Here is a 19,533-nt window from a genome sequence, read left to right as displayed (position 1 = left end):
TACCGGTTTCTCACTAATCCCGGATTCCGCAGTAGAGATGAGTTAGGGTGACGCCCCGGTCCTCTGGAGCACCGGCCTACCGGTGGGCCCGACAGCATTCGGGGCGCGAGTGGAAGCCTGATCCACGTCATCAGCCTCGCTCAGCTCCCACTCCAACTGCGCCGCAATCGGCAACCCCGCCGACAGGGTCCGGAGCCGTTCGAGAAACTCGGCCCGCTCCTCTGGAGGCACGGCGAATCGGACCCGCAGTCGTCGAGCGTGGGGAATCAGATCGGCTCCGACCAGGAACACCAGATCCCGCACGGCCCGCAGCCGCCGCTCAAACCAGCACGAGGGCAAGACCGTCTCCCGAACCCCCATCAACAGATTGTAGAGCACACAGCCGGTCCGGAAGGCCGCATCGGTCGCATCGAAGGACTGGAGGCAGAACGTATCAAGACTCAGGTCCTCCTTGAGTTCCTTGATGCGGTTCTCACAGTCGGCCCGGCCAGCATACATCCGGGTGACCAGTTCCGCAGCAAAGGGCACGGTGGTGACGAAGACGCGGTAGGTGTAGCCGGGACGCTCGATCAACCGCCGTCCGCTGGCCGTGGGCCGCTCCGTCAAGGTCTGACGCAGACAGACAAACCGGCGAGTCTGGCCCCGCCAGGCCGGGAGTGTCGCCATCACGGCTACGACCGCAATCCCTCGCGTGACGGGCTGCCAGTCCGCTTCGGGAATGCGGTGGATACCCAGCTTCTGCACCAGCGGAGTCAGCCGGGCCACAATGATATAGGGCAAGTCGCGGGTTTCCAACGCGGTCACAAAAAAGCCGGCATCCGCCCGCACCAGTCCGATTCGATGCCCCGTCGGCAACAGGGTCAGTGCGTGCGCGAGAAATTCTCGCACGCCGTTAGCCGTCCCCGCATTTCCCGCCCGCAAGGTCGCCCACAAGAGCCGCCGCCGTTCACTCAACCACGCCACCAACGGGTGATGGGAAGGCCGCCCATGTTTGATCGGATTATGTCCGATGCGACTCCCCTCGTGTGTACCATCGCGACAGAACACGGGGGAATCCAGATCGAGCGTATGGCCCAGCAGCGTCGGCCGCAGGCGCGGCAACGACAATCTCATCAGGGCCTCCGACACGTCGGTCGTGTGGCGATCGGTGAACCGCCCGAAGCACCGCCGTACCGTATCGGGGAAGGGAAACCGCGGCAGCCCCAGCAGCCGGGACAGCAACGGATCGCGCCGATAGCGGTCAACTGTTCAAGCCGTTCGGCACCCAGGGCCAGTCCGTCCCACCAGGCCAGGAACACGTCCACGGCGGGACTCTGATTGTTCGACGTCTTCGCAAAGGGAACGAGGAGTGGGACAAGCGCCGCACGCAACCCGATCAGTTCGAAGTACAATCGCAGCAGGATGGCTCCGGCCCAGCCGGTGATCGGATGGTCCGTACACGCAAAACGAAGCTTGGGATAGAGCGGTGAGGCCGGATCTCGACGACGCAGACCAACCTCCTGGGTGACCAAGAGAATCTGGCTGCCGATTCTACCTCAATTCCAAATCAACTGCGGAATCCGGGCTAATCAACGCTGCCCTGTTTCCAGGCTTCTGTAGTTTCTCGATCATTTCGCACCTCACGTCCTTACAATGTCACACCACGCACTTCGTCATGTCTAAGGAGAGAAGCGCAGGCCTCAGCAAACCAGTTTTACCATCCCCAACTGTAGCCGTCCGTAGGTGAGGTTGACTTGTTGAAGTCGTTGGAGGGATTTCCAAACTCCGGGTAAGGATGGAGGGACAGGCCTCTGGTTTAAAACACTCTGCCTGGCCATCCAACCTTTTGCAAATCGAGTAGGCTTCTCTCTTCACGGAATGAGTCTATGCTCGAAGAAAATGATTGGCGGGAAATCGACGGGCGCGTCTGCTAGGCCCCCTGCTTCCCTTTGCCTCTCACAACTAGAGCAATCACCTGAAAAAACTTTTCGACTCGGGCCTTGTATTGATTCATGAATTGAGTCGTCCACATTTTATTGTATTCGATGGCGGCGCTTTTCTTCATACCTGCATCTTTTTCGCCAAGCGGAGAAGAATAGTGCGCAATGAGGCGGTCCAGTTCGTCTTCTCCAAAATTTCTCGAGTACGCCTGCTTTAAATGGTCATGGAGCGTCTCGGCTTGTCCGATCGACTTTCTCATATCCTTCAAGAAGACTTCCAGGAGGGTCTCAATTTGCATCTTTTTTTCACCCTTCAGATCAGGATACGCGTTCACAATGGCTTTTCGTATTTGTTGCTCGTAGTCGCTCACATATTTCTGAGTAAGTGCGTCATACTCTGATTCCAGCTCCGCCACTCGAATGAGAGTGAGAAGCTTCTCGACCTTCACGGCCTTGGCATTCTCAAAGGCAACCGCTCCTTCGGGGATCACACCAGACACGAGCGGCACACAGACACACCACATGATCAGGGCAGCGCAGGAAGTTTTCACACGAGATGTCGGCATGAACATCGGCATGATCCATACCTCCTGGATCGAGTCTACATCCTATGGTTCGATCGTCAAGAAATAGAGAGCTTCCATCATCCGCTCAGGTCTTCCTAGATTACGAGACGGACCTGATCGATATGGCGGCATCAGCACTCACCCTTTCCCCAACCTCATCGGCCCATACATGTGACGCGCCTGGTGGAGTTCTTTGCCGTGCTTGCGTAGCGCCGAACCAAACCGTGAGCGCTCCACGTCACGTTTGAATTGTTTGCCCCTCGATTCGACCTCATCAATTGCTTCTGCGAGCTGTGCGACCAAGCGTCTCCCAGATCCAGTCAGCCATTTGAGATGATGATCGGCGTAACGAAGGTCTTGCAGAGAGTACCGGACGGATTTAATCTCCTCCAAGCAACGAAATTGCGCTCGCTGGAGGTCTTGTTTGCTAAGGCCTGCATTCTTCCACCGTTCCAGACCTCCTCGCCCTGATGCCCAGGCTGAGAGCCGCTCGAACAAAACGGCGCCCATGGTGAACGTGAAGGCTGCATGAAGAATACCTCGTAATGGGCGGAGACTCCGCCTCCAAGGTGAGTAGAAGATCTGCTGATGATGGTCATCTCGATACATGACGTATTTCCGCAGAAGAAGATTCAAGTGATGGTGACTGTTCTCATGAATGAGATCGTCGATCAGATCGAGGTTGCCTCGCTCAAAGCAGTTGATAAAGGACAGTCCTGGACGATGCCGGTAGCTGAAGCTCACAACCCCTTTTGCCTGTAGTGGGATGACGCGAGATGTGAGAACCGCAAGGGTCTCATGCCCTTCCGGCCAAGCAAGCTGGATGGTCTGCCACGCACGAGCGATACGATCAACGTGTTGCCGATCAGTGACCTTCACAGATCTTGGCCGCCGGTCCTTCCCGTACACAAGTGTTGGGCCGACGGTGACCGAATGGCTATCAGTCAGAACGGCAATCCTCGGAGAATGGCACACCCACTGCCATTGCCCCTGCCCTGCCCATCTCGACCAGACCGGAAAAAGCTTTTGCCCAACCTGGACTGAAATGCTGTTTGGCTCCACTCGAAAGCCCACGTAGTCCCCCGATCGGCGCAACGCCCGTCGCATGTCGCTTGGCGCCTGACACCAGGCACCGGAGTCACCAATGGAGAGGGTTCCCCGGACTTCGGCTCTCTCAAAATGGTGATTCAAGGTTCCCTGTACCAACCACCGCGCCAGCTTTCGCTGTCGACACCACATGACCGATACGGCCGGATCGAACCAGAGAGACTCTTGAGTCAACTCCGTCGCCAGGGACCGACACAGATCGAACAACCGTTTTCCCAGCCCGCTGACCCGTGCCTTGCCCGTTGGGAAGAGATCATCAAAGTACCCGTGTTCAAAAAAATGCTCCTGACATTCGTCAAACAACTGCTCCGCACATGCTGCTCGATCCTGTTCCAGCTTCCATTGTTTGAGTATATCCAAGAAATAGACGAGGTCATTGAGCGTTTCAATCCATCCGACCACTTTCCAGTTGGAATAGCTCTCAAGTGCGAACCGTGAGCGGAGACGCTCAAAAAGCCCGGTCGGTAGACACAGTTGTCCGGTCAGATCAGCGTGCTCAGCATGCAGTTCTCGGCAAAGGTCGGTGAGTAACCGCCGCATCGATAGGCGAAACTCATGTCTCAATCGTGTAAGTGGCTGAGGATCGAGTAGGCGCATGGGGACGGCGAGCACGCACGAATAATTGCATGGACTCTAGCGGAATAGAAGCGACGCCGCAAGCAGGAAACTATGATGGCACCAACGCGTTCGCTGCAGTCACTTGCCTGTACTTGTCGTACATCGTAGAGTGACCCAATTAACACCCGGTCCCGATGCTGATACACTTACCCCCCGTGCGATGGCATGAGGCGGGATTACAGGAGATATACACCTCCTGAAGAGCATGACATTCACTTACGATGCTGAACGTTTCTGATCTTGAGCAGGTGCTTCAAGAGGTCTCGCCTATATTACGTGGCGCATGGATTCAGAAAATTCATCAGCCGACAGCTCGCATGCTCGTGTTCGACGTTCGAGTCCCTCGGCACACGCACCGATTATTGATTTCCTGCGAACTGAATTCTGCTCGTCTTCATTTCACCACCTATTCTCAAGTCAACCCGCCAACGCCTCCACCGTTCTGTCAATTTCTCCGAGCCCATCTCCAAGGAGCGAGGATCGACGACATTCAGCAGATCTCACGTGACCGCATCGTTGAACTTCAGCTCACCAGCAAGGAAGGAGCCCGGACCATCGTGTGCGAGTTGACCGGCAAGAAGGCCAATCTGCTCATCCTTGATGCTGAGCGTCGAGTGCTAAGGGACCTACTCCGCCAACAGTCCCTCGTTGGACAGCCCTATTCCGTACCAGTTCAACGCGAGCCCAGAACGGACACCCCACCCACTCGATTCACCGGAGGTGCGGACTCTGCATTTCCGATTTCCGCAGAAATCGATGCCTACTATCGAGTAGAAGAAGCAAGACGAGAACTCGTTCAGTCGAGAGAATTACAGCTGCGACGTCTCACGAAGGCACTCAAGAAGGAACTGCGATTGATCGAGGCCTGGAAAGGAGATCTGTCGAAGGCTTCGGCCTATCATGCCCACGCTCGATATGGAGAGCTGATCAAAGCCAACCTCCATTTGATCTTGAAAGGGACTGATCAGATTACTGTCACAGATTACTTTGACGACAGATTGCTCGATATCAGCATTCCGCTCGATCCCACGAAATCGGCTCGGGGCAATATGGATGACTACTTTCGGAAACATCGAAAATATCTCGCTGCTGAACGTGAGCTCAAGCCACGTATAGAGCGAGCGGAGAAACAGGTGACTCAGTTACGCGAGGAGCTGAAGGAAGTAGAACGAGAATCCTGGAGACCTATCGATCGGTTTACCTCCCCTCTGGTATCCACCCCGATCACTCCATCAACCGCGAAAACAGGTCAATCGGCCACTGATCGGAGAGGCCCCTATCGACGGTTTACCTCCACAGACGGATTGCCGATCTTCGTCGGGCGTAATGCCCGCGAGAATGATGCGCTGACGTTCGGCTTAGCCAAGAGTGACGACCTCTGGCTCCATGCCCGAGGCACACCCGGTTCGCATGTCGTCGTGAGGCTGGGGAAAGGGGCTGAACCGCCGGTCGAAACTCTTCGTGATGCCGCGACGCTGGCGTTGCTGTATAGCGACTTAAAGAAAAGCGGCAAAGGCGAGGTAATCTACACCCGCCGCAAGTGGGTCAAGAAGGCCAAAGGGCAAGCTCCCGGTGCCGTGATCGTCACCCAAGAGAAATCACTGTACATCAATCTCGACAAAATCAGGCTTGAAGCACTCAAGAGTCGAAGGAACGCGGAGTAACGACACAATCCTCGCCTCCGTGTCTCTCTTCATTTCTCGCCCTATTGCGCCAACGTATGCAGACTGTTGTTCTACAGCCTCCCTGCAACACCTCATCCTGCACCCATTCCCCTACATGGTTGTATGAACGGGATCAGGAATTGAGTAATGGAGTAGGCAAGCCTCCCGTAGATCGATACCTATTATTTTATCGACATGATCAGGTACGATTGCCCCCGCAACTCTGGATTGCTCGTTTTCCGCTTCATTATCGTGAACCGCAGGACACACCGTGAGTTATGTTGCACTCAAGATGCTATTCGGTGATCGCGCTAAATACTTGATGTTGCTCTGTGGATTGACCTTTGCCGTGATGTTGATCGTTCAACAAGGCTCGATTTTCTGGGGCCTGATGATGTGGTCTCAAGCCAGTATCACGAATCTCAATATACCGATCTGGATCACAGATCCTGGCATTGCGCAAGTAGATGAGGTGAAACCGCTCGCCGACACAGCGGTGGATCGAGTCAGAAGCGTGGACGGAGTGGAATGGGCCGTGCCCTTGTACAAAGGGCTCCTCCGAGCCCGCCTGGCCAACGGAGAGTATCATCAGATCACGTTAACCGGACTTGAATCGGCGACGTTGATCGGACGTCCTGCTGAAGTGCTCGAAGGCCGATTCGAAGATATCTTGCAGCCTGAGGCCGTCGTGTTGGACCAATGGGCCGTGGAACGAATGGGAGGCCCAACGGTTGTCAGGGTCGGCACCATCTTTGAATTGAACGACAAACAGGCCCGCGTTGTGGCCATTGCCAAAACTCAAAAAAGTTTCACGAATATCCCTGTGGTGTACACGACCTACGAACGTGCGATGCGCTATGTACCGCGTGAACGTCGAATACTGTCCTACGTCCTGGCCAAACACAAGGACGGTGTTCCAGTTGAAGAGGTGATTCATCGAATCCGTGCAGAAACAGGCCTAGGGGCATTCACCCAGGAAGACTTTGGCTTCAAGACGTACATGTGGGTCCTCATCAACACTGGGATTGGCATCAACTTCGGCACGACAATTCTGCTTGGATTCATCGTCGGAATGGCCATTGCGGGACAAACGTTCTATCTTTTCACCATCGAAAACCTTCGACAGTTTGGCGCGCTGAAGGCTATGGGGGCCTCAGGCTTTACTCTGGCACGCATGATTCTGCTCCAAGCCTTCACCGTCGGACTCACCGGCTACGGCATAGGTATCGGGCTTGCGACGGTCTTTGGATTCTTAGCGGCGCAAGGTGGTACCCTCCCGTTTGCCGAGACCTGGCAATTGCTGCTCCTGGTCCTTGTTGCATTACTCGCGATCTGCCTCGTGTCCGCGTCAGTCAGCATCATAAAATTGATTCGACTTGAACCCGGGATTGTCTTTCGGTGAGAGCGATGAACGACGACTCACGACCGGCAGCCGTGCGTGCCCAGAATGTAGTGAAATCCTTCGGCAGCGGAGACACACAGATCACTGTCCTCAAAGGTATCGACCTGGACATTTATCTCGGTGAGTTGCTGTTACTTGTGGGAGAATCCGGTGGCGGCAAAACCACCCTCCTCTCTGCCATCGCCGGGATTCTCGACATCGATGACGGTCAGATCGAGGTGCTGGGTGTTCCGCTCAGCGGCTTACCATCGAGCAAGCGGACCAGCTTTCGAGGACAAACCATGGGGTTTGTCTATCAACAATTCAATCTACTCCCCGCGCTGACCGCTGCTGAGAACGTGGCCGTGCCGCTCTTCATCCAGAAGATACGACGTCCAGAGGCCCTACACCGAGCACGCGCCATGTTGGAACGAGTCGGCCTTGCTGATCGAACTGAATTTGTCCCGAAAAACCTTTCTGGAGGCCAGCAGCAGCGCGTCGCGATTGCGAGGGCGTTGATCAACGAGCCGCGCCTGCTCATCTGTGATGAGCCGACTGCCGCCTTGGATGGATCCAACGGCCAAAAGATCATGCAGCTGCTGCGTGAAGTGGGACGCTCTCCGGATCGCTGTGTTATCGTGGTCACACATGACAGCCGCATCTTTCACTTTGGTGACCGGATGGCCAACCTGACGGATGGACGCATCGTGAACATTGAGCATATCCCGCAGGGAGGAACCGCATGATCGTCATGAAACGACTGAGCGTCTGGCTGGCCATAGCAGGCGTGGGGTTCGCCGGATGGGTGCTCATGGGCGCAAATCAAAAAGACCCGATGCCTCCGCCGATCTCAGAGCCACCCAGATCACCCTATGAGCGAACCGTCGCCGCTTCCGGCATTATCGAAGCAGTGAATGAGAACGTTCGTATTGCACCACCGGTTGCAGGGTTGATCACTAAAGTCTTCGTCAAAGTCGGAGACCAAGTCACTGAACAGTCGCCGCTGTTTCAACTAGATGACAGAGAATTGCATGCTCACCTTTTGACCCGTGAAGCCGCTATCCCCCATTACAAGCGCAGATTGAAGAGCAGAAATACAGAGTCGGCGATCTCGAGACTCAATTCAAACGCCTGCGATCGGTGTACGATGAACAAGCCGTCAGCGAGGATGACCTCCAGCGAACCTGGTATGCACTTGAGATGGCCAAAAGAGGCGCTCAACGTATCGAAGCCACTCTGAAGCAGGCGATGGCCCAACGTGATGAAGTCACGATCCTGTTGGAGCGTTTGACAGTCCGCGCGCCCAGACGTGGGACGATTCTACAGGTCAATCTTCGAGCCGGAGAATATGCCCAGCTGGGATCGGCTGAACCCTTGATGCTGTTGGGAGAAACCGAGCAATTGCAGATCCGTGCCGATATCGACGAAGTGAATGCCCCACTCGTCGTTCCGCAAGCGCCCGCTGTAGCCTCGATCAAATCTTTGGCGAAGCGAGAAAATCCCACTGGCGTTCGTCCGCATTGAGCCCTATGTCATTCCAAAGAAGTCGTTGACGGGAGAAAACACGGAACGAGTCGACACGAGAGTTCTGCAAATTATCTATCGATTCGAACGGCCATCCTTCCCTGTCTATGCAGGTCAACAGGTCGACGTCTTTATCGAACGGCGAACCTCAGCCGCCTCAAATCAAAAAGTATTCTCTTCCCGTCGGACAGAAAAGGAACCATCGTGATCGATTAAGGTCTCCCATTGGGCGATCTTGATTGCGCAGGGCCCGCCTCACTAAGATGGTCGGTCTCTTCAAAGCATGGTGTAGAGGAAAGACAGAAACCATCCCCATCTGATTCTCCAGTCCGATCTAAAGATGCACGGCGAGAAGAATTATGGTTTTGCTCGCCATGCAGCCAGTTCGGCACTAAGATGACCATGGTAGGTTCCAGCGATGGAAAAGAATCAGGACAATCCAATGGCACCGGCTGCATCGACCATCTTAGTCGTCGACGATGAACTCCCAACCGTCAAACTCTGTAAAGCTCTTCTTGAAGCGGCAGGTCATACCGTGCTGGAAGCCGAAGGCAGTTCGGAAGCGCTCAAGATCTGCACACACCACGAAGGCCCGATAGATCTCCTTCTGACAGACCTTGTGTTACCCCCACCGGGTTTTCAACTTGCCTCGACCTCCAATCAATTTCCGCACGTCAACGGTCATGAGCTGGCAGTTCGTGCGACTCTGATCCGGAAAGGTCTTCGCATTATTCTGATGTCGGGGAATCCGGACAGAGAACTTACCAGCCATGGAATCAAGCGAGGCACACTCCCGTTTTTAGCCAAGCCGTTTGAAAAAGACCGGCTCATTGCCCTCGTCCACAACGTACTCGCACAGCCGGCGCCGACTCTTGGAGTAGAAGACCGGCCACGCGCAGCCAACGATACCGACTGGTTCGGTTGAACGCCTGAAGAAACGTCAGTTGAGGCCACTAACGAAAGCGGTCGGGTTCTGAATCCACCTACACCGTGCCCTGGCTGTCTGGAATCCTAGGCATGCTCCGTCATGAACCACCCGGCGATGGACAACCGGCGATGCTGTCCAGCCGTGAGATCCACACGGCAAACCCTGTGATACCGAGGGACGGTAAACATGACAAGCGTTCCCGGACGTGGTTCGATGCACTGTGTCGGCACAAGGTCGACGGAATCCGACGATGGGCCTGCGCGCTTGGCATAGATAATGAGTTCCCCACCCCAATCGGGCTTCCATTCTTCCTGAAGATAGGTGACGACGGCGATTCGACGCCGCAGTGACGGACGCCCCACCGTGAGCCGCCCTTGATCGGTATCATCATGGGCTAAGAGGCAATCACCGGCTGAATAGGAGTAGTAACTAAACCCAACGTGACGCCCGGTAATATTCGGGAATGATTCAACATGTTCTCGAATGCATGGAAGCTGTAGCCGCGAGAGAAAGTGCTCGCCCTCCGCTGAGCCGGATTTCAGCCTTTGCCCAGTTGCCCGAATCTGGAAAATCCTGCTGGACATTCTCCAGATCTGAGAGCTGCTTCCAGGTCGCCTTGTTCATTCCTTCACGGAAAAACCGGCGCTCCTCAGCAGACCAAAAGTTTTCCACCACGACCACCGGCCTGTTACGGAACGAGACCGAAGGTAACTCCGCCACTCCTATCGTTGATTCCAAACCCGTCATCATTGGTCACCGTCTGACGATGAGGGATATCCAGCATCCGCTCGGACTGCGTGATGGCACCATTTTAGCCGGAAAAAAAGAAGGGGCGCCATTCACATGGCACCCCTCTCTTCTACATACACATGCAGATCGTCAGTTACCAGCGGTCACGCTTGCCGCCGCCTCCGCTGCGGCCGCCGCCGCCACCGAATCCACCACGACCACCGCCACCGCCACCCGTGCGCGGTTCTTGTGGCCGTGCTTCATTGACTGTAAGAGTCCGGCCACCCATCTCTGAGCCATTGAGGGCCGTAATCGCAGCTTGAGCTTCGGCATCGGAGGACATTTCCACAAAGCCAAATCCTCTTGATTGGCCGGTGAACTTATCCGTAATAATTCGAGCCGAGGCGACTGCGCCATGGGCCGCGAATAAGTCACTCAATTGCTGCTCGGTCGCCGAATATGGCAACCCACCGACATAGATCTTCGAACCCATCGGGGTTCCTCCTTTAAAATAATGACATTGTCTTGAGCACGAGGAACGGGGAAGGAGCGGGCCGAAGACGCGATCGCAGCAGCGACTTAGGTCTGACTTCCGACGAAATTCCCGGACAAGGCAACATCGACGTTGTGGGCCTCCTCTTATAGACACTCAGCACCGCAGAGGCCCCCGGCGATACGAGTCCAGGCAAGAGTAGCACAGAGATTTTTAGATTACAACCTTACTCCCCCACTCGCACGAGCAATCCCTGATCCTTACAGTACGCCATCGTCCGGTAAAACCAGATGACGACACCGACCAGTAAGACACTATTCAGTCCGACTGCCCACACAAGGTTCGAGAGCGGGACCTGTCCAGATATCAGGACGCCCCGCATTCCTTCAAAGATATGGGCAGCCGGGTTCGCCCAAGCGATCGCCTTGAGCCACCCAGGCAACACCTCCATGGGATAAAACACGCATGAGATAGGCTGGAACAGAAACACCATGCTCCAAGCCAAGACCTCAGCCTCCTGTCCAAATCGCATGATCAGTGAGGTCGTCAGTACCCCGATGATCCAGCCCGTGAGGACAAGATTGAGCACAAATGGAATGAGCCAGACTCCGATGATCAGGACGTTATAGGAGTAAAAAATGAGCGCACACCCGCCCAAGACAATCGAAACAACGGTCACTTTCATCACACTCATCGCCATCGTGGCGGCTAGAAATTCGCTGGGCTTCAACGGACTGGCGAAGAGATTCATCAGATTGCGTGCCCAAAGCTCCTCCAGAAACGTGATGGTAATGCCCTGTTGAGCACGAAATAGCACATCCCAGAGAATCAAGGCTCCGAGAAAAAATGTGACAAACCCGGGCACTTCGCTCTGGTATCTGGCCAAATACAGCGTGATAAATCCCCAGATCACGAGATCCAAGAACGGCCAATACACAATCTCCATGATCCGTGGAAAACTTCGCCGATACAGATAGAGATGCCTGAGAATCAACGCCGTCACACGATGCAGTTTCATCGACAGGTCTCATGATCGTGATCAGAACGGCATCCCCCACATCGTTGATGCGCTCCCAGGAGATCCGCCATAAGGGATCGGATTCCTTCGATCAAATGTGAACCTGCCGTTTTCCCATCAGGCATGAGTCGGAAGGAGAGGAGCACAAGAAGACCCGGAATTCCGATGAACCCGCTCGCAAACCATAATCCATCACCTCCGGTTCCGAGGTGCCACCACATCAGACTGGCTAGCAGCGAACAGGGCACAGCACCTCCAACAAGCCCTTTCGTCACGATATGCCACCCGCAGGTACCACGGTTCCATCCGATCAGGCCAATCACCAGCCAAAACATCCCCCAGGCCATGCTGACAACCAGCCCCCCGGCCAGAAATCCTACACCAAAATCCATGAGCGCTCCGTTCATGGCGTCGACGGTACGTTCGATTCCCGCGCAAGATTCAGGAATACTTCTTCCAGGTCTGCCTTCCCGAATCGATCCACGATGGCCTGGGCTGTTCCTTCCGCAACGAGACGTCCTCGTTGAAGAAAAATAATCCGATCCGACATTTCTTCCATCTCACGCATATTGTGCGAGGTGTACAAGATACTCAATCCTGATGATCGACGCTCTTCCTTCAGGATCGAGCGTATTTTATGGGCAATATCGGGATCCAAGCTCGCCGTTGGTTCATCGAGAAAGAGAAGCCGGGGCGCCGTGAGAAGAGCCTTCGCTAAGGTCAACCGCGTCATCTGCCCCGATGATAATTTCCGCGTGACCTTCTGTCGAAATTCCCCCATCTCAAGTTTCTTGACGATCTGGTCTACTCGGCTGGCTCTATCGCTCATACCATAGAGTCTGGCCACCACCCACAGATTTTCCTCGACGGTCAGGGATTGTGGCATGGCGATATAGGTCGATGAAAAATTGATCTGTTGCAGCACCGCCTCACGGTGTGTGGACAAATCCAAGCCGAATGCTTCAATAGAACCCGATGTGGGCGTCACCACTCCAAGTAACATCTGGATCGTCGTCGTCTTTCCGGCACCGTTCGGCCCCAGCAACCCCAGAATTTCGCCCTGCCGAATCTCGAACGACACGTCATCAACCGCTGTGAAACTTCCGAACCGCTTTGTCAGCTTCGACACGGTTAGAACAGAATTCGACATCCGATCCATCGCGTGATTTACTAATTAAATAGGAGTGCGCCGCTGATCTTTTCAGGGATGTGGCAAGTACCACATTTCCGGTCCAGAACCTTACCGTTATGCTGTCCCTTTCCATCATGACAGCTGAAGCAGTCACGAAGAGCTCGTTCATGCAGGTACGATCCCTTAGGATGAACCGGATACCACGGCTTGTCATCAGCAGACACATGGCCCCGCGGAATGACAATGGGATAGTTCTTGATGGGGTGATCATGCACCACGCCCGAATGACAGGTCGTACAGCCTTCATTGTGTCCACGAGCTTTGAAGGCCTCCATGTGTTGACCATGGTTCATGATCAATCCCACTTCTTTGATCGGTGCAGGAAGATCGCGTACCGCAATTTCCGACACGCGAAGGATGTGGCGATGGCAACCGAGGCACACATCGGAATCCACGTGAGCCGTGAGATTGTGTGCTTCCTTCGGTGTGCCAAACAGATAGATGGTGGTGTCTTTGACCCCTGCCCCAACCTTATCGTGCAGCCATCCCTCAAACCCTGGTCTCACATGACAGGCGACACAGGCCACCTCTCGATGGGAAGATTGAGTCCAGCTCTCGTAGGCAGGCGCAATCGTGTGGCACCCTGCGCAGAACCTCGGTTGATCCGTGAGAGGGGTCGCGACCCCCATGAGAGCAAGCCCTCCCACAACAACGGTCAAGACAACTGTGGCCTTAGATGTCCAGCTCATGCTCCCGGCGTCTGAGAGGGAACTGCTTGATCAAGAGAGCAGCCACACCACCCACATCATCCACATGAAGCACGGGAACCGGGAGATCGATCACCGTATGAGAGACGACCGCCAGCAGACCGTCGGAAGAGTAGGAGATTTCACCCAATTGATCACGAACAACGACGATTTTTGGATACCCCTCGCTTTTCCATCCCTCTGCAATGATGAGATCGTAGGAGGCGTCCAAGAAACGGTCTCGCACCTCTTCGACCTTGAGCTGATCTGAGACGTCCGTAAACAGGGCCAGGCTTCCCTTCGAGACCACCACGACGCTACTCGCGCCGGCACGCTTATGACGCCAACTATCCTTCCCCTCCGTATCAAGATCGAACCCATGCCCTGCATGTTTGACGGTGGCCACACGGTATCCACCCTTGACCAGCTCAGGAATTACACGTTCGATTAAGGTCGTCTTTCCGCTGTTCGAACGACCGATAAAGGAAACAATGGGGACAGCCATGGAACTACAGTGTCACCGATCAACCGAGTCATCCACAGAGCCAGAATCGATTCCTGGCTTGGTTGACTGCATCCGAGATGATGAGTGGCGTCCTTTCTAGCAACAAGAGAGGCGGTGTGGACCCGCATGTGCAGGATCCGCCGTGGCGGGCCATGCCTCTCCGGACAACAACTGGACGGCCACGTGATCGCCAGGATTTAAACGCTCGACGGCGACAGGCACATCGATGAGACAATTAGCCTTGACCATCGACGTGAGAATACCGGATCCTTGATCACCAGTCGTACGCACCTTGAAGATACCGTCCTCTCGAGTGAGCATACCGCGCAAGAAATGGCGTCGATCCGTGCGCTTGGAAAACGTGTCCTGAAAAACCGCCTGCACCACCGGGCGGCCATAGCTTCGGCAGCCGCTCATTTTGAGCAGGGCCGGCCGTACCAACTGTTCGAAGGTCACCATCGATGACACCGGATTGCCTGGGAGGCCGAACGCGAGTTTATTCTGAATCTTCCCGAAGGCCAGCGGTTGACCCGGCCGGATGGCGAGCTTCCAGAAATTCATCTCGGCGCCCAGTTCGCGAAAAACAGCCTTGGTATAATCGTAATCGCCCATCGACACACCGCCCGACAACACAAGCATATCCGCGTTCAGTCCTTGGGAAATCTTTTCTTTCAGTGCCGCGGGTGTATCGCGCGCGATACCAAGCAGCAAGGGAATACCCCCGGCTTCCTGAACCGCTGCCGCCATCCCATAACTGTTGGAGTTGATGATCTTCTCCTCACTGTACGGCTCATCCAAGTCCGCCAACTCATCACCCGTCGACAGGATCGCGACGCGTGGTCGCTGATAGACAAAGACGAATGACTTCGCCAAAATCGCCAGCATTCCAGCCTCACTGGGACGCATTCTGGTCCCTTTCCTGATGATGCACTCCCCTTTCTTCACATCCTCACCTTGGGGTCGGATGTTGGCCCCCTTCGGTTCAGCTTTCAAGACACGGACGGAGTCAGGAGTATGTTCGGTATCTTCGATCTTCAGAACCGTATCAGCCCCCCGAGGAATCGGTGCACCCGTCATAATACGGATTGCCTGACCCGGGCCAACGTCTTTTGACGGCATCCTTCCGGCTGCTACATCCTCGATCACCACGAGGGAGACCGGTTTCTGGATCGTATGCTCCTGCCTAGTATCCTCCCACCTGACGGCAAACCCATCCATCGCCGAATTGTCCCATGGCGGATTGTCTCGGCTTGCTATGATGTCCTCAGCCAATACCCGCCCCAGGACATCCAGAATGGAAACCTTCTCCACCTCCAAGACCATGGCGGCATCAAGCACCACCTGCTGTGCCTCGTGCAGTTGAGTTAACCCTGTCATGGCATCAGCAGCTTTCACAGGCTCATTCCCTTGATTGGTTTGGCTGTGGATCGTCCGACATTCAGCAGGGACCCGCTCTTCTTGCAAAACGATTCGATCTGATTCGCAATCCGATGGTACGCTTCTGCCGTCGGTGTGTCAGAATTGAACAGGGCGAACGGCTCACCCGCATCTGATTGCGTGACGACATCGGGATCCAGTGGGATGCGTCCTAGAAACGGAACTCCCATATCGAGCGCGGAGGCCTCTCCTCCACCCTTCCGAAACACCTCGATCTCGCGATGGCAGTGAGGGCAGTCCAACCCACTCATGTTCTCGACGATGCCGACAATCGGCACTTCGCTGTCTTTACAAAAGGTGACGGACTTCCGCGAATCAAGGAGGGCCACCTCCTGAGGGGTGGTCACGATGACGGCACCGTTGACGTTGCCAAGCAAGTCGATGGTCGTGACTGATTCGTTGCCGGTCCCCGGCGGCAGATCGATGAGGAGAAAATTCAGATCCTGCCAATCAACGCCGCCGAGTAATTGGTTGATGAATTCATACTTGTATGCATCGCGCCAGATGATCGGATCATCAGAGTTCTGCAGCAGAAACGACATCGAGGCGATTTTTAAGTTATAGGCCTGGAAAGGGATGATCCCACCGGACGTGCTGACCTTGAGCTTCTGGCCTTCGGCGCCGACCATTTTGGGAATGTTGGGGCCATGAATATCCATGTCACAGATGCCGACGTGCCACCCTTTGAGTGCGAGACTGACGGCAATATTCGTCGTACAGGTGCTTTTCCCCACCCCACCTTTATTACTCATGATGAGTACTTTGTACTCGATCCGTTCCATCCGCTTCGCAACCAGCCAACGGCTATGGCCTTCCTTGTCTTTTTGGCAGCTTTCATTTTCATCGCAGATGGCACAGGCCCACATATAGGTGCAGGCGTCTCCGCTGCCTCCGTGTCCATCGTTGATGATGTTCAATTCACGTCCCATAATTGCTCATTCCATTACTCATTCCGGCAAACAGGCGATCTGACCGCCCACCCTCACGAACGGCGCCGCCCCCCTGGCACTCCGACATACTCCTCATCTGAGGACTTCCCTACCGGCGACCTCGAAAGATTCCCCCCTGCCCCCGCTCCAGCCATCGCCATCGCCGGAGTACCAGATTGACTCGTCTCCGATGCTGGTGCCTTGCCAAAAATCTTTGCGCCAAAGATACCGACCCAGTACAACAGAAACATAGGGCCAGCCATGAGTGTTTGATTGAATGGGTCAGGAGTTGGAGTCAGAATGGCTGCAATGACGAACGATCCCAATAAGGCCCACTTCCAGTACTGAATCAAGAAGGGCGCATCGACCCACCCAAGCTTCGCCATGAGCGTAAGCGCCAACGGCACCTCAAAGGTCAGCCCAAAGACCATAAGAAACCAGAGGGCGAATCCCACGTACTGCGCGATCGAAATCTGAGGCACAAATCCCGCGTTCACCCCATACGCAATCAAAAAATTTAATGCAAACGGCAGCACGAAGAAGAACGAAAACGCCGCACCGGCATAGAAGGCCAGCGCGCTGACACATACGAAAGGGCCGACAAAACGTCGCTCTTGGACATGGAGCCCCGGCACCACAAATCTCCAGATTTCATACAGCAGATACGGCATGGCCAGCACGATGGCACACAGGCCTGCCACCTTAATGTTCTGCCAAAGCGCTTCCGCCGGAGCGAGAAACACAAACGGCACAGTCGGTAATTCGGTAGGCTCCCACGTGAGATGGCTGGGCACAAACATGTTCTGGAGCGGAACACGGAGCCATTTCACCAAGGCGTCGGCATAGAAAAAGGTTCCCGAAAAAATGACCATCACCACGATCACCGCACGAGTCAGGCGCACCTGGAATTCAACCAGGTGCTCCATGACCGGCATTTTCTTGTCTTCGAGTGGCTTGAAGATCGAATCTTGCAGCCACCGGTTTACTTTGTTCAGCACACCGCCTCACACGTTTCGGAGTCTCTCGGTCTGTCGATTGAATGTCCCACTACCTGAGCATCGTGAAAAGTGACCGATCAACCGATGTCTCCATACTCCTTATTTCGGATTGACGGCCACAAACAGGCTGTTCCCTTGCCGACTGACCAACAAGACCGCGAGTTCATCCTTCTTGATCTTTTCAGCCGCTTTTTGATAATCGGCGATCGACTTGACGGGTTCGTGATTGACCTCCTGAATCACGTCACCGCGCTGAAGCCCCGCTCCTTCCCCCTCACCACCGGGTTCCACGGACGTGATGACGACCCCCACTGTCTTCGCAGGAATATTCAGTTGGCTCATCAGCGCATTATCCAGTGCTTGGACCCGCAAGGACGCCAGCACATTGTCCGGCGGCTTGATCATGTCTCCGGAATCCTTCTTAGACGGACCTGGCTCTTTCCTTGCCAACACCTCATCCGACGGACGTTCCTCCACCTTCACCGCGATCAGCTGTTCCTTGCCTTCTCTGACTACCTTGACTTGCGCATCCTTCCCAACCATCGTTCTCGCGACGAGATTCCGCAACTGGCTGACACTCTGTACCTCTTTGCCATTGAACGCGACCACGACATCGCCGCGCTTGATCCCTGCCGCGTGAGATGGCCCCTGTTCATTGACATCGCTGATGAGCACGCCCTTCCGATCCTCCGGCAGTTTGAAGGATTTTGCTAACGCCGGAGTGATCTCTTGAATGGCCACACCCATCCAGCCACGAACGACCTTCCCTGTTTTTTGGAGGCTGTCCACAATATCGAGCGCGATGCTGCTCGGAATCGCGAACCCAATACCCTCCGACCCACCGGTTCTTGAAAAAATAGCCGTATTAATCCCGATCAGCTCGCCGTTCATATTGACGAGCGCTCCGCCTGAATTCCCCGGATTGATTGCCGCGTCGGTCTGGATGAAATCTTCATAATCCGCGATTCCCACATTGCCTCGCCCTAAGGCGCTGATAATGCCGAGCGTAACCGTCGAGCTCAAACCAAACGGACTTCCCACGGCCAGGACAAGGTCCCCCACCTGTAGTCCGTCATACTCGGCCCACTTAAGAGATGGTAAGCCCGTGGCTTCAATCTTGATGACCGCCAAATCAGTTTTTGGATCGGTACCGACCACCTTGGCAGAGAACTCGCGCCGATCGCTCAACGTCACGGTAATCTGCGTCGCACCCTCGACCACGTGATTATTGGTGACGATATAGCCGTTGGTGTCCAAAATGACCCCGGAACCTGCACTCTGATCCGGACGACCATGTGGAGCAGGTGGGCTATGAGGACTCGGTGGCGCCGGAGATTCTCCTCCCGGCTCATCGCCACCTGGAGGCATCCCAAACGGAGGAACAGGAGGAACACCACCACGTCGTCGGCCCCCTTCCTTTCCACCAGTGACAGCGATATTTACGACGGCTGGAGTCGTCTTCTTGACAATTTCTGAAAAGCCCTGTGCCCAGGCGGGAGGAACCCCTGCCGCTGATACAGATGATGCGCACCCACTTCCAATCAGCGCACATCCGACTAATCCACAACCGACGAGCACACTAGCCGCCTGCTGACTCCAATTGAGCATATCTGCACTCCTTCAGGGTATGGCTCTCCTCCAGAGAGCCCTTAATTGGAACTGAGGCCCGCACGACCTTCAACGCTATATACTACACCACTCTTTCAACAGGCTTCAAAGAGGAAAACTTTCTATCAATAAGGGCTACGAGCGTTTTGAACGGCCGGCCGAACTCTCTCCACCATACCATGAGAGCCGATCCTCTAGGAGGGCCGTGTTGCTTTCAGATGTTTTTTCCAG

The 19,533-nt window shown here is 55.0% G+C and carries 21 protein-coding genes; 6 read left to right on the top strand and 15 right to left on the bottom strand.

Features of this window, described 5'->3' with window-relative positions:
• Positions 1 to 42 precede the first annotated feature (42 nt).
• The 4 genes from IPM58_00435 to IPM58_00420 form a co-directional block, all read right to left on the bottom strand.
• Complete coding sequence (locus IPM58_00435; GenBank protein MBK9305580.1) at positions 43 to 1,221, bottom strand: transposase; 1,179 nt, start codon at positions 1,219 to 1,221, stop codon at positions 43 to 45.
• A complete protein-coding gene (locus IPM58_00430) occupies positions 1,113 to 1,511 on the bottom strand; it encodes a hypothetical protein (protein ID MBK9305579.1) in 399 nt (132 codons plus the stop codon). The genes IPM58_00435 and IPM58_00430 overlap by 109 nt, the downstream gene beginning before the upstream one ends.
• 398 nt (positions 1,512 to 1,909) lie before the next feature.
• Positions 1,910 to 2,497, bottom strand: a complete 588-nt coding sequence (locus IPM58_00425) for a DUF2059 domain-containing protein (GenBank protein ID MBK9305578.1) — start codon at positions 2,495 to 2,497, stop codon at positions 1,910 to 1,912.
• A gap of 126 nt (positions 2,498 to 2,623) precedes the next feature.
• A complete protein-coding gene (locus IPM58_00420) occupies positions 2,624 to 4,132 on the bottom strand; it encodes a hypothetical protein (protein MBK9305577.1) in 1,509 nt (502 codons plus the stop codon).
• Between the two features lie 299 nt (positions 4,133 to 4,431).
• Here IPM58_00420 and IPM58_00415 point away from each other — a divergent pair, with 299 nt between their 5' ends.
• The 6 genes from IPM58_00415 (at position 4,432) to IPM58_00390 (ending at position 9,704) form a co-directional block, all read left to right on the top strand.
• Positions 4,432 to 5,874: an NFACT family protein gene (locus IPM58_00415; protein MBK9305576.1), complete on the top strand. Its 1,443-nt coding sequence runs from the start codon at positions 4,432 to 4,434 to the stop codon at positions 5,872 to 5,874.
• Positions 5,875 to 6,145: 271 nt separating this feature from the next.
• On the top strand, positions 6,146 to 7,276 hold the full coding sequence (locus tag IPM58_00410) for an FtsX-like permease family protein (GenBank protein MBK9305575.1): 1,131 nt from the start codon (positions 6,146 to 6,148) through the stop codon (positions 7,274 to 7,276).
• A 5-nt stretch (positions 7,277 to 7,281) separates the two neighbouring features.
• The gene (locus IPM58_00405; GenBank protein MBK9305574.1) at positions 7,282 to 8,001 is read left to right on the top strand and encodes an ABC transporter ATP-binding protein; all 720 of its coding nucleotides are present in this window, start codon (positions 7,282 to 7,284) and stop codon (positions 7,999 to 8,001) included.
• Positions 7,998 to 8,495 (top strand): biotin/lipoyl-binding protein, encoded by a 498-nt coding sequence (locus IPM58_00400; protein MBK9305573.1) that lies wholly within the window; start codon positions 7,998 to 8,000, stop codon positions 8,493 to 8,495. Before IPM58_00405 ends, IPM58_00400 begins: the two co-directional genes overlap by 4 nt.
• Positions 8,456 to 8,779 carry an efflux RND transporter periplasmic adaptor subunit gene (locus tag IPM58_00395; protein MBK9305572.1) on the top strand — a complete coding sequence of 108 codons (324 nt, stop codon included), beginning with the start codon at positions 8,456 to 8,458 and terminating at the stop codon, positions 8,777 to 8,779. The genes IPM58_00400 and IPM58_00395 overlap by 40 nt, the downstream gene beginning before the upstream one ends.
• A 418-nt stretch (positions 8,780 to 9,197) precedes the next feature.
• Positions 9,198 to 9,704, top strand: a complete 507-nt coding sequence (locus tag IPM58_00390; protein ID MBK9305571.1) for a response regulator — start codon at positions 9,198 to 9,200, stop codon at positions 9,702 to 9,704.
• Positions 9,705 to 9,790: 86 nt separating this feature from the next.
• Here the strand turns inward: IPM58_00390 and IPM58_00385 are convergent, their stop codons facing one another.
• The 11 genes from IPM58_00385 to IPM58_00335 all read right to left on the bottom strand — a co-directional run bounded on the left by IPM58_00385 (position 9,791) and on the right by IPM58_00335 (position 19,302).
• A complete protein-coding gene (locus IPM58_00385) occupies positions 9,791 to 10,291 on the bottom strand; it encodes a 2OG-Fe(II) oxygenase (GenBank protein MBK9305570.1) in 501 nt (166 codons plus the stop codon).
• 299 nt (positions 10,292 to 10,590) lie between these two features.
• Positions 10,591 to 10,929 carry an RNA-binding protein gene (locus tag IPM58_00380; GenBank protein ID MBK9305569.1) on the bottom strand — a complete coding sequence of 113 codons (339 nt, stop codon included), beginning with the start codon at positions 10,927 to 10,929 and terminating at the stop codon, positions 10,591 to 10,593.
• A 226-nt stretch (positions 10,930 to 11,155) separates the two neighbouring features.
• A complete protein-coding gene (locus IPM58_00375; protein MBK9305568.1) occupies positions 11,156 to 11,947 on the bottom strand; it encodes an ABC transporter permease in 792 nt (263 codons plus the stop codon).
• Positions 11,944 to 12,339 (bottom strand): hypothetical protein, encoded by a 396-nt coding sequence (locus tag IPM58_00370; GenBank protein ID MBK9305567.1) that lies wholly within the window; start codon positions 12,337 to 12,339, stop codon positions 11,944 to 11,946. Before IPM58_00370 ends, IPM58_00375 begins: the two co-directional genes overlap by 4 nt.
• An 11-nt stretch (positions 12,340 to 12,350) precedes the next feature.
• On the bottom strand, positions 12,351 to 13,097 hold the full coding sequence (locus IPM58_00365) for an ABC transporter ATP-binding protein (GenBank protein MBK9305566.1): 747 nt from the start codon (positions 13,095 to 13,097) through the stop codon (positions 12,351 to 12,353).
• A 20-nt stretch (positions 13,098 to 13,117) separates the two neighbouring features.
• Positions 13,118 to 13,828: a NapC/NirT family cytochrome c gene (locus IPM58_00360; protein MBK9305565.1), complete on the bottom strand. Its 711-nt coding sequence runs from the start codon at positions 13,826 to 13,828 to the stop codon at positions 13,118 to 13,120.
• Positions 13,812 to 14,330, bottom strand: a complete 519-nt coding sequence (mobB, locus tag IPM58_00355; GenBank protein MBK9305564.1) for a molybdopterin-guanine dinucleotide biosynthesis protein B — start codon at positions 14,328 to 14,330, stop codon at positions 13,812 to 13,814. The genes IPM58_00360 and mobB overlap by 17 nt, the downstream gene beginning before the upstream one ends.
• Positions 14,331 to 14,426: 96 nt before the next feature.
• Entirely contained in the window at positions 14,427 to 15,707 is a 1,281-nt protein-coding gene (locus tag IPM58_00350; GenBank protein MBK9305563.1) for a molybdopterin molybdotransferase MoeA, read from the bottom strand.
• Between the two features lie 14 nt (positions 15,708 to 15,721).
• Positions 15,722 to 16,696: an Mrp/NBP35 family ATP-binding protein gene (locus IPM58_00345; protein MBK9305562.1), complete on the bottom strand. Its 975-nt coding sequence runs from the start codon at positions 16,694 to 16,696 to the stop codon at positions 15,722 to 15,724.
• A gap of 53 nt (positions 16,697 to 16,749) precedes the next feature.
• Entirely contained in the window at positions 16,750 to 17,631 is an 882-nt protein-coding gene (gene tatC, locus IPM58_00340; protein MBK9305561.1) for a twin-arginine translocase subunit TatC, read from the bottom strand.
• A gap of 162 nt (positions 17,632 to 17,793) precedes the next feature.
• Positions 17,794 to 19,302, bottom strand: a complete 1,509-nt coding sequence (locus tag IPM58_00335) for a Do family serine endopeptidase (protein MBK9305560.1) — start codon at positions 19,300 to 19,302, stop codon at positions 17,794 to 17,796.
• Between the last annotated feature and the right edge of the window lie 231 nt (positions 19,303 to 19,533).

This window comes from Nitrospira sp. (genome assembly GCA_016715825.1).
Taxonomy (GTDB): Bacteria; Nitrospirota; Nitrospiria; order Nitrospirales; family Nitrospiraceae; genus Nitrospira_D.
This window is presented reverse-complemented; position numbering and strand designations above follow the sequence as displayed.